This window comes from Streptomyces cylindrosporus (assembly GCF_022698165.1).
Classification (GTDB): Bacteria; Actinomycetota; Actinomycetes; order Streptomycetales; family Streptomycetaceae; genus Streptomyces; species Streptomyces cylindrosporus.
This window is the reverse complement of sequence record NZ_JALDAY010000019.1, coordinates 132497-146052: the sequence shown is the minus strand read 5'-3', so window position 1 is coordinate 146052 and position 13556 is coordinate 132497. Positions and strand designations below refer to the sequence as shown.

13 protein-coding genes are annotated in these 13556 nt (G+C 71.8%); 4 read left to right on the top strand and 9 right to left on the bottom strand.

The genetic code is table 11. The features are described 5' to 3' along the window. Window positions 1–57: 57 nt before the first annotated feature. The 3 genes from rocD to MQP27_RS46150 form a co-directional block, all read right to left on the bottom strand. Entirely contained in the window at window positions 58–1290 is a 1233-nt protein-coding gene (rocD, locus tag MQP27_RS46160) for an ornithine--oxo-acid transaminase (protein ID WP_242777142.1), read from the bottom strand. Continuing rightward, window positions 1287–2111, bottom strand: a complete 825-nt coding sequence (gene ddaH / locus MQP27_RS46155) for a dimethylargininase (RefSeq protein WP_242777140.1) — start codon at window positions 2109–2111, stop codon at window positions 1287–1289. Before ddaH ends, rocD begins: the two co-directional genes overlap by 4 nt. A gap of 153 nt (window positions 2112–2264) precedes the next feature. Next, a complete protein-coding gene (locus MQP27_RS46150; RefSeq protein WP_242777138.1) occupies window positions 2265–2750 on the bottom strand; it encodes an Lrp/AsnC family transcriptional regulator in 486 nt (161 codons plus the stop codon). A gap of 77 nt (window positions 2751–2827) precedes the next feature. On the opposite strand from MQP27_RS46150, the gene MQP27_RS46145 reads away from it, so the two are divergent. Genes MQP27_RS46145 through MQP27_RS46130 form a run of 4 tightly spaced genes read left to right on the top strand, consistent with a single transcriptional unit; the run spans window position 2828 to window position 6865 of the window. Next, the gene (locus MQP27_RS46145) at window positions 2828–3577 is read left to right on the top strand and encodes a LytR/AlgR family response regulator transcription factor (RefSeq protein WP_242777136.1); all 750 of its coding nucleotides are present in this window, start codon (window positions 2828–2830) and stop codon (window positions 3575–3577) included. A gap of 2 nt (window positions 3578–3579) precedes the next feature. After that, on the top strand, window positions 3580–3942 hold the full coding sequence (locus tag MQP27_RS46140) for a hypothetical protein (protein ID WP_242777134.1): 363 nt from the start codon (window positions 3580–3582) through the stop codon (window positions 3940–3942). Beyond that, the gene (locus tag MQP27_RS46135; protein WP_242777132.1) at window positions 3939–5651 is read left to right on the top strand and encodes a sodium/solute symporter; all 1713 of its coding nucleotides are present in this window, start codon (window positions 3939–3941) and stop codon (window positions 5649–5651) included. Before MQP27_RS46140 ends, MQP27_RS46135 begins: the two co-directional genes overlap by 4 nt. Beyond that, a complete protein-coding gene (locus MQP27_RS46130; RefSeq protein ID WP_242777130.1) occupies window positions 5648–6865 on the top strand; it encodes a sensor histidine kinase in 1218 nt (405 codons plus the stop codon). The genes MQP27_RS46135 and MQP27_RS46130 overlap by 4 nt, the downstream gene beginning before the upstream one ends. A gap of 28 nt (window positions 6866–6893) precedes the next feature. Here the strand turns inward: MQP27_RS46130 and MQP27_RS46125 are convergent, their stop codons facing one another. From MQP27_RS46125 to MQP27_RS46100, 6 genes are all read right to left on the bottom strand, one after another. After that, a complete protein-coding gene (locus tag MQP27_RS46125; RefSeq protein WP_242777128.1) occupies window positions 6894–7067 on the bottom strand; it encodes a hypothetical protein in 174 nt (57 codons plus the stop codon). A 13-nt stretch (window positions 7068–7080) separates the two neighbouring features. After that, window positions 7081–8982, bottom strand: a complete 1902-nt coding sequence (locus MQP27_RS46120) for a serine/threonine-protein kinase (RefSeq protein ID WP_242777126.1) — start codon at window positions 8980–8982, stop codon at window positions 7081–7083. 28 nt (window positions 8983–9010) lie between these two features. Further along, window positions 9011–10351, bottom strand: a complete 1341-nt coding sequence (locus MQP27_RS46115; protein WP_308290091.1) for a DUF6777 domain-containing protein — start codon at window positions 10349–10351, stop codon at window positions 9011–9013. A gap of 184 nt (window positions 10352–10535) precedes the next feature. Beyond that, window positions 10536–11486 carry a cytochrome c oxidase assembly protein gene (locus MQP27_RS46110; protein WP_242777122.1) on the bottom strand — a complete coding sequence of 317 codons (951 nt, stop codon included), beginning with the start codon at window positions 11484–11486 and terminating at the stop codon, window positions 10536–10538. Window positions 11487–11591: 105 nt separating this feature from the next. After that, a complete protein-coding gene (locus MQP27_RS46105; protein ID WP_242777120.1) occupies window positions 11592–12617 on the bottom strand; it encodes a 6-phosphofructokinase in 1026 nt (341 codons plus the stop codon). 205 nt (window positions 12618–12822) lie between these two features. Further along, window positions 12823–13551, bottom strand: a complete 729-nt coding sequence (locus MQP27_RS46100) for a type 1 glutamine amidotransferase (protein ID WP_242777118.1) — start codon at window positions 13549–13551, stop codon at window positions 12823–12825. Window positions 13552–13556 lie beyond the last annotated feature (5 nt).

Genomic DNA, 13556 nt, shown 5'->3' with positions numbered 1-13556 from the left:
CGGTGGGCTCGGAGAGAACAGTGGGGGGTGGGGTACGGCCCCCCACTGTCACCGGAACTACCTGCCCAGTACCTTCTCCAGCGTCCCCAGCGCCGATCCCAGCTCCTCCGCCGTGATCGTCAGCGGCGGCGCCAGGCGGATCGTCGAGCCGTGGGTGTCCTTGACCAGGACGCCCTCCCGCATCAGGCGCTCGCCGATCTCGCGTCCCGTGCCGATGGCCGGGTCGATGTCGACGCCCGCCCACAGACCCCGCGCGCGGAAGCCGGCGACACCCTTGCCGACGAGGGCGGCGAGGCCGTCGCGCAGGACCACGCCGAGCTCGGTCGCCCGGCGCTGGAACTCGCCCGTCTCCAGCAGCTCGACCACCGCCGTGCCGACCGCGGCCGCGAGGGGGTTGCCGCCGAACGTCGATCCGTGCTCGCCGGGGCGCAGCACCCCGAGCACGTCCCGGCGGGCCACCACGGCCGACACCGGCACGATCCCGCCGCCCAGCGCCTTGCCCAGCAGCAGCACGTCCGGCACGACCGACTCGTGCTCGACGGCGAGCGTACGGCCCGTGCGGCCGAGACCCGACTGGATTTCGTCCGCGATGAAGAGGCAGCCCTTGCGGCGGCTCAGCTCGCGCACGCCCGTGAGGTAGCCCTCGTCCGGGATCACCACGCCCGCCTCGCCCTGGATGGGCTCGATGAGCACGGCCGCCGTCGTCTCGTCGACCGCCGCCTCCAGCGCCGCCAGGTCGTTGTACGGCACGATCCGGAAGCCCGGCGTGAACGGGCCGAAGCCCTGCCTGGCCGTCTCGTCCGTGGAGAAGCTGACGATCGTCGTCGTACGGCCGTGGAAGTTCTCCGCGGCGACCACGATCGTCGCCTCGCCGTCCGGGACGCCCTTCACCTCGTACGCCCACTTGCGGGCCACCTTGATGCCGGACTCGACGGCCTCGGCACCCGTGTTCATCGGCAGCACCATGTCCAGGCCGGTCAACTCGGCCAGCCGCTCGGCGAATTCGGCCAGCTTGTCGTTGTGGAAGGCGCGGGAGGTGAGGGTGAGGCGGTCCAGCTGGCGGTGGGCCGCCTCGATCAGCGCCGGGTGGCGGTGGCCGAAGTTGAGGGCCGAGTAGCCGGCCAGCATGTCGAGGTAGCGGCGGCCCTCGACGTCCTCCACCCAGGTGCCCTCGGCGCGGGCGACGACCACGGGCAGCGGGTGGTAGTTGTGCGCCAGGACCGGTTCCTCGGCGCGGATCAGCTCGGCGGACGAACGTGTGGTCACGGGTACTCGGGTGGGCGCTGTCATGAACGGATCTCCTGGGTGCAGCACTTGATGCCGCCGCCTGCCTTGCGGAACTCGGACAGGTCGACGGGCACGGGGACATAGCCGCGGTCGGCGAGGGAGGCGGCGAGGGACTCGGCCTGGGGCGCGATGAAGACGTGCCGGCCGTCCGAGACGGAGTTGAGGCCGAAGGCCAGCGCGTCGTCGAGGGTCGCGAGCACGGCGTCCGGGTAGAGCCGCGCCAGCACCTCGCGGCTGCCCGGCGAGAACGCCTCCGGGTAGTACGAGACGTTGTTGCCGTCGGCGGAGTCGTCCAGGACGAACAGCGCCGTGTCCAGGTGGTAGAAGCGCGGGTCCACCAGCGTCAGGCTGATCACCGGGTGGCCGAAGAACTCCTGCACCTCGCGGTGGGCCTCACGGGTGGTACGGAAGCCGGTGCCGGCGAGCATGTACCGGCCCGTCCAGACCAGGTCGCCCTCGCCCTCGCAGACGGCCTCGGGCCGGTGCACGTCGAAGCCGGCCGTCTTGAACCACATGTCGTAGTGCGTGGACTCCGGACGCCGCTCGGGCGCGTGGAAGAGCGAGCCGAAGACACGGCCGTCCACGACGACCGCGGAGTTCGCGGCGAAGACCATGTCCGGCAGACCGGGCGCGGGCTCCACGGTGTCCACGGCGTGGCCGTGGGTGCGATAGGCGCTGATCAGCGCCTGCCACTGCTCCTGTGCCAGGTCGACGTCGACGCGGACGTCGGGCTGCATCCAGGGATTGATCGCGTACTGCACGGCGAAGTGTCTGGGTTCGCAGACGAGATACCGCCGCCGGCGCGGCACACGGGAATCGGACACAGAGGGGTTCCTCCGCTTCCTGGGTGTCTCGGGTGGGTTGACACCAAGGTAGGAAGTGACCCGGAAGCCGGACAAGCAACGAGAATTGCGTGTCCGCGCAGGAATGCTGCGTCTTTCGGCCATGGAACGCAGCTTGGCTGCGCACTCGGATGTTTATTCGGGAGCCGGCTGTGTGGCGCCCGCCTCCGGACTCTCCGGGAGCAGATGGGACAGCACCATCACACTGATCGTCTTCCGGATGAACGGCTCGGTGCGGATGCGCTCCAGCACCTCCTCGAAGTGCTCCACGTCCCGCGCCCGCACATGCAGCAGCGCGTCGGCGCCGCCGGTCACCGTCATCGCCGCGGTGATCTCCGGATGGTTGCGGACCACCTCCGCCAGCCGCCGCGGCGGGGCCGCGCCCTCGCAGTACACCTCGACGTACGCCTCCGTGCGCCAGCCGAGCGCCGACGGCTCCACCGTGGCCGTGAACCCGGTGATCACCCCGGTCTCGCGCAGCCGGTCCACCCTCCGCTTCACCGCCGTGGACGACAGCCCGACGGCGGCGCCGATCTCGGCGAAGCTCGTCCTGGCGTTGGCCATCAGCGCGTTGATGATCTTCCGGTCGGTCTCGTCGAACGGCGCGGGCCTGCTGTTCATGTCGGCACTGTATCCAGCGGATACGTCCACGCCCGGCACATGTCCAGCCGTCCTGATTACACCTAGACTCCGGGGTCATGCTGCGCGCCCTCGCCGTCGACGACGAACGCCCCTCGCTGGAGGAACTGCTCTATCTGCTGAACGCCGACCCCCGCGTCGGCACCGCGGAGGGCGCGGGCGACGCGACCGAGGCGCTGCGCCGCATCAACCGGGCGCTGGAGTCCGGGCCCGGCGGCCCCGAGGCGATCGACGTCGTCTTCCTCGACATCCAGATGCCCGGCCTCGACGGCCTCGACCTGGCCCGGCTGCTGACCGGCTTCGCCAAGCCGCCGCTGGTCGTGTTCGTCACCGCCCACGAGGACTTCGCCGTCCAGGCCTTCGACCTCAAGGCCGTCGACTACGTCCTCAAGCCGGTCCGCAAGGAACGCCTCGCGGAGGCGGTACGCCGGGCCGCCGAACTCACCGACAACACCCCGCGCATCCCCGTCCACGAACCCGACCCGGACCACATACCCGTCGAACTCGGCGGCGTGACCCGCTTCGTCGCCGTCGACGACATCACCCACGTCGAGGCCCAGGGCGACTACGCCCGCCTGCACACCGACAAGGGCAGCCACCTCGTACGGATCCCGCTGTCCACCCTGGAGGAGCGCTGGCGCTCCCGCGGCTTCGTCCGCATCCACCGGCGTCATCTGGTCGCCCTGCGCCATGTCGGCGAACTCCGGCTGGACGCCGGGACCGTGAGCGTCGTGGTCGGCGGCGAGGAGCTCCAGGTCAGCCGCCGGCACGCGCGCGAGCTGCGGGACCTGCTGATGAGGAGGCCGTAGCCGTGCCCAACCAGGACCCAGCCGAGCGGCGCGTCGTCGTCACCGGGCCACCCCGCCGCACCCGCCCCGCCTCCGGCTACTACCGCCCGCGCACCGAGATCGACGAGCAGACCACCCTCGGCCACACATACGTCCGCTCCCTCATGCGCACCCAACTGCGCGCCGCCCTCGCCGTGTTCGCGGTCCTCGGCCTGCTGATCGGCCCGCTGCCCCTGGTCTTCGCCGCCATGCCGGACGCCCACCGCCTCGAATGGGGCATCCTCGGCTTCTGCCTCTACGCCCCCCTCGTCCTGCTCGCCCTCTGGTACATCCGGCGCGCCGAGCGCAACGAGCGGGACTTCGTACGGCTCGTCGAAGACCGATGAACTCCGGCTACGCGGTCCCGGCGGTCGCGCTGGTCGTGGTGGCGACCGTCCTCGTCGGCGCCTTCGGCCTGCGCATCTCCCGCACCACCTCCGACTTCTACGTCGCCTCCCGCACAGTCGGCCCCCGCCTCAACGCGGCCGCCATCAGCGGCGAGTACCTCTCCGCCGCCTCCTTCCTGGGCATCGCCGGACTCGTCCTGGTCCAGGGCCCGGACATGCTCTGGTACCCGGTCGGCTACACCGCCGGCTATCTGGTCCTGCTCCTGTTCGTCGCCGCCCCGCTGCGCCGCTCCGGCGCCTACACGCTCCCCGACTTCGCCGAGGCCCGGCTCGCCTCGCACGGCGTACGGCGCCTGGCCGGGGCCTTCGTCGTGGGCGTCGGCTGGCTCTACCTGCTGCCCCAACTCCAGGGCGCCGGACTGACGTTGACCGTCCTCACCGGCGCCCCCGACCTGCTCGGCGGCCTGATCGTGGCCGTCGTCGTGGTCGCCACCGTCGCCGCGGGCGGCATGCGCAGCATCACCTTCGTGCAGGCCTTCCAGTACTGGCTCAAGCTCACCGCCCTCCTCGTCCCCGCCCTCTTCCTCGTGCTCGCCTGGCAGGGCGACGGCTCCCCCGACCACGCCTTCGAGGAGCCGGCCACCTTCCGCGAACAGCGCGTCGTGCAGGTCGACGACACCCTCGACCTGAAGCTGGAGCGGCCGCTGACGGTCACGGTCACGGGCACCGTCGACGGCCGCACCCACGAAGACCAGCGGGTACGGCTCCGCGCCGGCACCCACCGCATCCAGCAGGGCGCCCGGCTGACCTTCGCCAAGGGCGCCGCCGTCCCGGCCGCCGACCGCGGCACCAACGGCGGCATGTCCACCTCGCTCGCCTCCGGGCGCCAGGAACGCCCGCTGTACGCCACGTACGGGCTGATCCTCGCGACCTTCCTGGGCACCATGGGCCTGCCGCACGTCGTCGTCCGCTTCTACACCAGCCCGCACGGCGTCGCCGCCCGCCGCACCACGGTCGCCGTCCTCGGCCTGATCGGCGCCTTCTACCTGCTGCCGCCGCTGTACGGCGCCCTCGGCCGCCTCTACACCCCCGAACTCGCCCTCAGCGGCGACGCGGACGCCGCCGTACTGCTGCTGCCGGACCGCGTGATCGGCGGAGTCGGCGGCGACCTGCTCGGGGCGCTGGTGGCGGGCGGGGCCTTCGCCGCGTTCCTGTCCACGGCGTCCGGGCTGACCATGGCCGTCGCCGGCGTGCTCACCCAGGACGTCCTCCCGTCGCGCGGGGTACGGCACTTCAGGCTCGGCACGGTGCTGGCGATGGCCGTGCCGCTGGCCGCGAGCGTGCTGGTGGGCGGGCTGCCGGTGGCCGACGCGGTGGGGCTGGCCTTCGCGGTGTCGGCGTCCTCGTTCTGCCCGCTGCTGGTCCTCGGCATCTGGTGGCGGCGGCTGACCCCGCCGGGTGCGGCGGCCGGGATGCTGATCGGCGGCGGCTCGGCGTTCGCGGCGGTGGCCGCGACCATGGCGGGATTCCCCGGCTCGGGCCCCCTGCACGCCTTACTGGCCTGGCCCGCACTCTGGTCGGTGCCGCTGGGCTTCCTCACCATGGTGCTGGTGTCCCTGGCCACACCGGGCCGGGTGCCGGCCGGCACGGAGGGCATCCTGGCGCGGTTCCACCTGCCGGAGGCGCTGAGGGCGGAGGTGAAGGCGTGAGCGGCTTCCTCGCCGGCCTGTGCGTCGCCGTCCTCCCGCTGCTCGCCGCCGGTTTCTGGCTGGGGCGGCGCACCGCCCGGCCCGAGAACCTGGCCGGGCTCGGCACGCCCGTCGAGCACGCCACCTTCCAGACCCTGCACACCGCCTCGCTCGCCGCGCCCCCGCTGCGGGCCGGGTTGACCGAGGAGACCGCCCGCAAGTCGGCCCGCAGACTGCGCACCCTGCTCGGCACGGACGCGCTGTGCCTCACGGACCAGAAGGAGGTCCTGGTCTGGGACGGCGTCGGCGCCCACCACCGCACCGAGATCATGGAACGCCTCGCCGGAGCCCTGGACACCGGCCGCGGCGAGGCCTTCCGCCTCAAGTGCGAGACCCCGGACTGTCCGGTCCGCTGGGCCGTCGTCGCCCCCCTCACCGTCGACGACCGCGTCCACGGCGCCCTCGTCGCCTGCGCGCCCCGCGAGTCCGCCGTCCTGGTCCGGGCCGCCGGGGAGGTCGCCCGCTGGGTGAGCGTCCAGCTGGAGCTGGCCGATCTCGACCAGTCCCGCACCCGTCTGATCGAGGCCGAGATCAAGGCACTTCGGGCCCAGATCTCCCCGCACTTCATCTTCAACTCGCTCGCGGTGATCGCCAGCTTCGTCCGCACCGACCCCGAGCGCGCCCGCGAACTCCTCCTGGAATTCGCCGATTTCACCCGCTACTCGTTCCGCAGGCACGGCGACTTCACCACCCTGGCCGACGAACTCCACGCCATCGACCACTACTTGGCGCTCGTGCGGGCACGCTTCGGCGAGCGCCTGTCGGTCACCCTGCAGATCGCGCCCGAGGTGCTGCCGGTCGCCCTGCCCTTCCTCTGCCTCCAGCCGCTCGTCGAGAACGCCGTCAAGCACGGCCTCGAAGGCAAGGCGGCGACCGTCGGGGGCAAGTGCCACATCAGCATCACCGCGCAGGACGCGGGCGCCGAGGCCCTGGTCGTCATCGAGGACGACGGCGTCGGCATGGACCCGGTGCTGCTGCGCCGTATCCTCGCCGGCGAGGTCAGCCCGTCCGGCGGGATCGGGCTGTCCAACGTCGACGACCGGCTCCGGCAGGTCTACGGCGACGACTACGGGCTCGTCATCGAGACCGCCGTCGGCGCGGGCATGAAGGTCACCGCCCGGCTGCCCAAGTACCAGCCGGGCGTCCACTCCGCCGGGCGGATCGGCGAGGAGTGAGCCGTGCCGCCGCCGTGCGCGGGGCGCGTCAGGCGCTGCTGCGGGTGGCGATCATGCCGAGGGTGAGCAGCCCCAGCACGACCCAGCCGAACCACAGCCAGCCGTTGCTGCCGAGCGCCACCGTGTAGGCCGTGACCACGACGAGACCGCCGACGGTCAGCACGCCCATCGCCTTCGTAGAACCGTCCGTAGAACCGGGCATCGAGGCACCCTCCTCAGGATTCGTCCCCCTCCATGGTGCCCCCGTTCTGCTTCCGGACGGTGCACACGACGAAATGGGTGCCCGATTTCCAGGGTCCCTGGCTGGTCCAGGAGCCGGACGCGTAGGCCGACGGGTCGAAGCCGTAGTCGCGCGGCGGCACGTCCCTGGCGCAGGCCGCGTCCGACTCCGTACGGGCCTCGGCGAAGGTGACGTCCTTGCCCAGCCGGGTGAAACCGAGCACCTGCTCGTCGTGCGGGCCGGAGCAGGCGACCAGGGAGGCGCTGCGCACGGACTGGGTCCGCAGACAGTCCCGGCGCTGCATGTTCTCCGTGTGGGTGAAGGACGTGCCGAGCTTGCGGTTGTCGCCGAGCGGCCCGTAGACCGGCCCGTGCGCGCCCACCACCAGACAGGCGGTGCGCCGGTTCGCCGCCTCGAAACCGGCGTCGGTCGGCACGACGGCGACACTGTGGACGTCGGCCAGCCGCTCCCGGATCTCCTGCGTGCGCTCCTCGCACCGCGCCGCCCCCAGCTTGCGTGCCTCGTCCGCCGAGGCGGCCGGCGCGAAGGCCATGACCTGCCCGTCCGGCGGCCCGCTCGTGCAGGTCGGGTCCAGCTTCAGCCGGGGCGTGCCCTGGAGCCGCGCGCCGGGCCAGTCGGCCAGCACGCAGTCACCGTCCTTGAGCGGCACGGTGAGCCCGACGGCCGAGCCGTAGGGCGACTTCGACCCGCCGTCGCCGTCGCCGGAAGCCCGGTGGGCCACGGCGTACCAGACCCCGCCCAGCGCCAGCACGAGCCCCAGCGAGGCGGCGGCGACGGCCCGCAGCACGCGCGGCAGCCCACTGCGGCGATGGGTGGCCGGGGGCGGCCCGGGCACCACGACGGGCCCGAATCCACTGGATCCGAAGCTGCCCGCGCCGAGGCTGTCCGAGCGGAGGCCCTCGGCCGCGGGTCCTGGACCCGGCGGTGGAGGCGGCGGGGGAGGGGACACCCCCGCCCACGGCGGCTGTGAGCCGAGGTCGGTCTGGGTGCGGGCGAAGGAATCCGGCTCCGGCGTCACGATCCGCGACAGCGCCGCCTCCGCCTCCGGCGCGGACGGCCGCCGTACCGGATCCTTCTCCAGCAGCTTCTGCAGTACGGGGCCCAGCGCGCCGGCACGCTGGGCCGGACGCGGCTCCTCCATCACCACGGCGGTGACCTCGGCCAGGTGCGACTCGCGCTCGAAGGGGCCCCGGCCCTCCACGCCGTAGTAGAGCGTGCAGCCCAGCGAGAACAGGTCGGCGGCGGGCGTCGGCGGCCCGCCCGTGGCCCGCTCGGGCGCCAGATAGCCCGACGTGCCCACCAGCACGGACGCCAGCGTGTACCGGGTCTCGCCGCCGTCCGGCTGCACCGAGATGCCGTAGTCGGTGAGCAGGATCCGCCCGTACGGGGCCCCCGAGCGGTCCGGCGCCAGCAGGATGTTCGCCGGTTTTACGTCCCGGTGCATCACGCCCCGCTCGTGCCCCGCGGTCAGCGCGTCGAGGACGGCGAGGCCGATGCGGGCGCATTCCGCGGGCGCCAGCGGGCCGCGCCGCTCGACCAGGTCGCGCAGGTCGACCGCACCGCTCACGTACTCCATGACGATCCACGGCAGGCCCTCGTGCTCCAGCACGTCGTGCACGGTCACCACGTGCGGATGGCCGCGCAGCCCGGCCGCGTGCCGGGCCTCGGCGCGGGCCCGGGCGACCCGCGCCTCGCGTTCGTCACCGGTGGGTTCGGGATCCCGGAAGACGATCTCCTTGAGCGCCACCTCGCAGGCGAGTCTCTGGTCGTGGGCGAGCCAGACATGGCCCATGCCGCCGCTGCCGAGCCGGTTCAGCAGCAGATAACGGCCGGCGATGACCCGGCCCACTCCCGACGTCGGTGATCCTGAATGCATCCGGTGACTCCCGGGTTCTGCGGGGGCGCTACATGATCGCGCCGACGGCGGCCCCGGAACTCCCGGGCTCACTCGCGGCGGGTGCGCTGCTCGCCGGCTCGCTGGTGGCCGGGGCGCTGCTGGTCTCGGGCGGCGGCGCGCCGGTGGTGACCGGGGCGCTGGAGGTCACCGGGTCGCTCGGCGGGGGCGGTGCGCTGCTGGTGACCGGGTCGCTGGGCGGCGGGGGCGCGCTGACGGTCGTCGGCGGGTCGCTCGACGGCGGCTTCTGCGAGCTCGGCGGCGGCGCGCTCGACGAGGACGGCGGGGCCGAGGACGTACTCGGGCCGCCGCTGGACGGCGACGAGGGCGAGGACGGTCCGGACGACCCGGACGACGGTCCCGAGGATCCCGAGGACGGCGACGACGGTCCTGACGAGCCCGATGACGGCGGCTTCGTGGACGGCCCGGAGGACGAGGTCCCCGGAGGAGTGGACGTGGCCCCGGACGAACCCTCCGACGTCCCTCCCGAGCCGCTCCCCGGCGAGGTCCCGCCGGTCACGCTCAGCGTCACGTACTGCCCGAATCGCAGCGGGGTCCCGGCCGGCGGGTCCGAGGCGGTGACCGTGGCGTCGTCGGGCGGCAGGGACCTCCCGGTGTATCCGACCGCCAGCCCCTTGGCGGCCAGCTGCCGGCTCGCGTCCCCGAACGTCGTCCCGGCGAGGACGGGCACGGGCCGCGGCTTGGCCGCGTTGAAGGGCTTGTCGGCCGAGCCCGTGGTGCCGACCGGACGGTCGATACCGCGCGCGGAATCGTCCACGTCGACGAGGGCGAGCTGCCGCATCGGCCGGACGGCCGGCCGAACGGCCACCACCGAGGAACTCCGGTATCCCTGCCACTTCTTGTTGCCGTCGTCGAACTTGACCGAAATCCGGTTCGTGTCACCGGTGAAGGGACGCAGCGGATTTCCGCACGAGCACTTCACAGCCGGAAGTCCCTGTTCATCGACGAGAATCGCGATTCCCGCCTGGAGCAGGGAGTTGAAGGGGACGGCCTTTCCCTTCTTGTAGTCGTGGTTCTGCACGAGCGTGTCGTGACGCAGGAGAACAGGAGTGAGCCGGTCCAGATATCCGGGAATCTCGGCGGTGGTAATACTCAGGGCGTCCGCCCACGCCTGCGCCTTCTGGTGATTCCTGGGATCCGTGAGAAACGCCTTGAGTTTCTTGACGTCACAGATGTTCGGCTTGCGCGTGCCGCCGTACAGCCCGGGTGTGTCCCCTTGCTGGAGGCTGCCCTGCACGACCTGCGAACGGACCGGCGAGTCGTGGCCCAGCCCGCTGCCCTCGTCGAAGAATGGTGCGAGCGACGGAACTCCCGCCGCGACTGCCTTCACCAGCGTCAATGGCGTACTTCGATCGCAGCCACTGAGCATCAGTACGAATACGAGCAGGACGGCGATCCGTCGAATCACCGATATTCCGGCCCTTGGCACAAAAGCGCGAAGTGTCATCACCGCTCCCCCCGGCGGTACCCCCGATGCGCTTCATGCTACTGAATGCCGCGGAATGGCGAAGCCCTTAACGCCCCCGTGCGTTCAATGAGGCCAAATAGGCGTTGTACGCCTCGAGTTCCTTGTCGCCGTCGCGGTCGGCGGCCCGGTCCTTGCGTTTGGCCTGCCGCTGCTCGGAGCCGTACCACTGGAACAGCAGCGCGAGCAGCACCAGTACGGACGGGACCTCGCTGAACGCCCAGGCGATGCCGCCGGCCGCCGTCTGGTCGGACAGCGCGTCGATGCCGAGGGAGGCGGGCGGGTTCTTGAACGTCTCGACCATCGGCGTCGACGCCATCATCAGCGCGATGCCGAAGAACGCGTGGAAGGGCATGCCGGCGAACAGCTCCAGCATCCGCATCAGATAGCCCGGCCGGTGCGGGCCCGGGTCCACGCCGATGATCGGCCAGAAGAACACGACACCCACGGCGAGGAAGTGCACCATCATCGCGATGTGCCCGGTCTTCGAACCCATCAGGAAGTCGAAGAGGGGCGTGAAGTACAGCGCGTACAGGCTCGCGATGAACAGCGGGATGGTGAAGGCGGGGTGCGTGATGATCCGCATGTACCGGCTGTGCAGCAGCATCAGCAGCAGTTCGCGCGGGCCCTTGCGGCCCTTGCCCGCGGCGGGCAGCGCGCGCAGGGCGAGGGTGACGGGGGCGCCGAGCAGGATCAGGATCGGCGACAGCATGCTGATGATCATGTGCTGCACCATGTGCACGCTGAACATGACCATGCCGTAGTCGTTCAGCCTGGTGCACATGACGAGGCCGATGGTCAGCACCCCGACGACGAAGGAGATCGTCCGCCCCACCGGCCACGCGTCCCCGCGCCGCCGCAGCCGCACCACGCCGTACGCGTACAGCGCGAGCCCCAGCAGACACGCCGTGAGGAAGAACGGGTCCGCCGACCACTGAAGCCCCCGCCCCAGCGTGAACGGCGGCAGATCCATGGTCATGCCGTGCCCGCTGTGATCCATCCAACGGCTCCTGATTCGTGGGGGTTGTGAGCTGTCTGTCCGGACCCAGACTAGAACCGCCCCCGGTCACGGTGATGACCGGGGGCGGTTTCGCTCACGCACGCCCTACAGCACGCACTCCGCCTCGTCGTAGCGCTCGGCCGGAACCGTCTTCAGGGTCTCCACGGCCTCCGCCAGCGACACCATCACGATGTCCGTGCCCCGCAGAGCCGTCATCTTGCCGAACTCGCCCCGGTGCACCGCCTCCACCGCGTGCCAGCCGAAACGCGTCGCCAGGACCCGGTCGTACGCGGTCGGCGTGCCGCCCCGCTGGACGTGGCCCAGGATCACCGGCCGCGCCTCCTTGCCGAGCCGCTCCTCCAGCTCGATCGACAGCTGGCGGGCGATGCCGGCGAAGCGCTCGTGGCCGTAGACGTCCTTGCCGCCCTCGTCGAACTCCATGGTGCCCACCGCCGGCTTGGCGCCCTCCGCCGCGACGACGATCGCGAACCGCTTGCCGGCCTCGAAGCGCTCGCCGACCCGCTTGGCCAACTCCTCGATGTCGAAGGGCCGTTCCGGTACGACGATGGCGTGCGCGCCGGCCGCCATGCCGGAGTGCAGCGCGATCCAGCCGGTGTGCCGGCCCATGACCTCCACGACCAGGACGCGCTGGTGGGACTCGGCGGTGGTCTTGAGGCGGTCGAGCGCCTCCGTCGCGACGCCCACCGCGGTGTCGAAGCCGAAGGTGACGTCCGTGACGGCGATGTCGTTGTCGATGGTCTTCGGCACGCCGACGATCGGCAGGCCGGCGTCGTACATCAGCCGGGCCGCCTTCAGCGTGCCCTCGCCGCCGATCGGGATGATCGCGTCGAGACCGAGCTCCTCGACATGGCCCCTGGCCCGCTCCACGCCGTCACGCAGATGGGAGGGCTGGACCCGGGAGGAGCCGAGGATGGTGCCGCCGCGGGCCAGGATGCCGCCCACCGCGTCGAGGTCGAGCTTGAGGTAGTCGCACTCCAGGAGGCCCTTCCAGCCGTCCCGGAAGCCGATGACCTCGTCGCCGTGGTCGGCGACGGCGCGGTGCACGACGGACCGGATGACGGCGTTCAGGCCGGGGCAGTCGCCGCCGGACGTGAGGACACCAATGCGCATAGCCCGAGAAAACCTTCTTCGCGTGGTCGGCACCGGACCACGCTGTCCGGCTCGAACCCCGCCACCCTAGCGGCAGCGGGGGGCGGGGCCGCACCGTCCGTCCGACTGCTGGACGACCCCGCTCACCTGTGCGGACGCCCCGTCAGACGGGCTGGTTGCGGAGTGCTGGACTCCAGGTGTCAGGCGGGCTGCTGCGCAGCTGTGTTCACGCAGGCTGCTGCGCAGCCGCGATGCGCTCGTTGCGGAGTGCCTCGTACCAGCGGTCGTCGGTCGGCGGCAGCGCGTTCACGTCGAGCGCGAGCTTCAGCAGCAGGTCGGCGATGAGCGGGTTGCGCGCCAGCACCGGGCCGTGCATGTACGTACCGAAGACCGTGTCGTTGTACGCGCCCTCCGTGCCGTCCCCCGTGCCGTTGCCGTTGCCGAGCTTGACCTGGGCGAAGGGGCGGGCGGTCGGGCCGAGGTGGGTGACGCCCTGGTGGTTCTCGAAGCCGGTCAGCGGAGGCAGGCCCAGGCGCGGGTCGATGTCGGCGAGCACGTCACCGACGCACCGCTCGCCCTCGCCGCGCACGGAGACCACGTCCAGCAGGCCCAGACCCGGCTCGCGCTGGCCGAGGTCGTTGATGAACTCGTGGCCGAGGATCTGGTAGCCGGCGCAGACGGAGAAGACGATCGCGCCGTTCTCCACGGCCCGGTGCAGCCCCCCGTCCCGGCGCAGCCGCTCGGCCGCGAGCCGCTGCGGCCGGTCCTCGCCGCCGCCGATCAGGTAGATGTCCCCGGAGGTGGGGATCGGCTGGTCGCTGCGCACGTCGAGGCGGGCCACGTCGAGGCGGCGCTGCCGTGCCCGGCGCTCCACGACCAGGACGTTGCCCTGGTCGCCGTAGGTGCTGAGCAGGTCGGGGTAGACCCAGACGACCCGCAGTTGGTTGTCGCTCACGAATG

What these genes read in the sequence shown, in the direction of transcription:
- rocD (WP_242777142.1), bottom strand. Translation starts at nt 1,290, where the DNA reads ATGACAGCGCCCACCCGAGTACCCGTGACCACACGTTCGTCCGCCGAG.
- MQP27_RS46150 (WP_242777138.1), bottom strand. Translation starts at nt 2,750, where the DNA reads ATGAACAGCAGGCCCGCGCCGTTCGACGAGACCGACCGGAAGATCATC.
- MQP27_RS46145 (WP_242777136.1), top strand. Translation starts at nt 2,828, where the DNA reads ATGCTGCGCGCCCTCGCCGTCGACGACGAACGCCCCTCGCTGGAGGAA.
- MQP27_RS46135 (WP_242777132.1), top strand. Translation starts at nt 3,939, where the DNA reads ATGAACTCCGGCTACGCGGTCCCGGCGGTCGCGCTGGTCGTGGTGGCG.
- MQP27_RS46125 (WP_242777128.1), bottom strand. Translation starts at nt 7,067, where the DNA reads ATGCCCGGTTCTACGGACGGTTCTACGAAGGCGATGGGCGTGCTGACC.
- MQP27_RS46120 (WP_242777126.1), bottom strand. Translation starts at nt 8,982, where the DNA reads ATGCATTCAGGATCACCGACGTCGGGAGTGGGCCGGGTCATCGCCGGC.
- MQP27_RS46110 (WP_242777122.1), bottom strand. Translation starts at nt 11,486, where the DNA reads ATGGATCACAGCGGGCACGGCATGACCATGGATCTGCCGCCGTTCACG.
- MQP27_RS46105 (WP_242777120.1), bottom strand. Translation starts at nt 12,617, where the DNA reads ATGCGCATTGGTGTCCTCACGTCCGGCGGCGACTGCCCCGGCCTGAAC.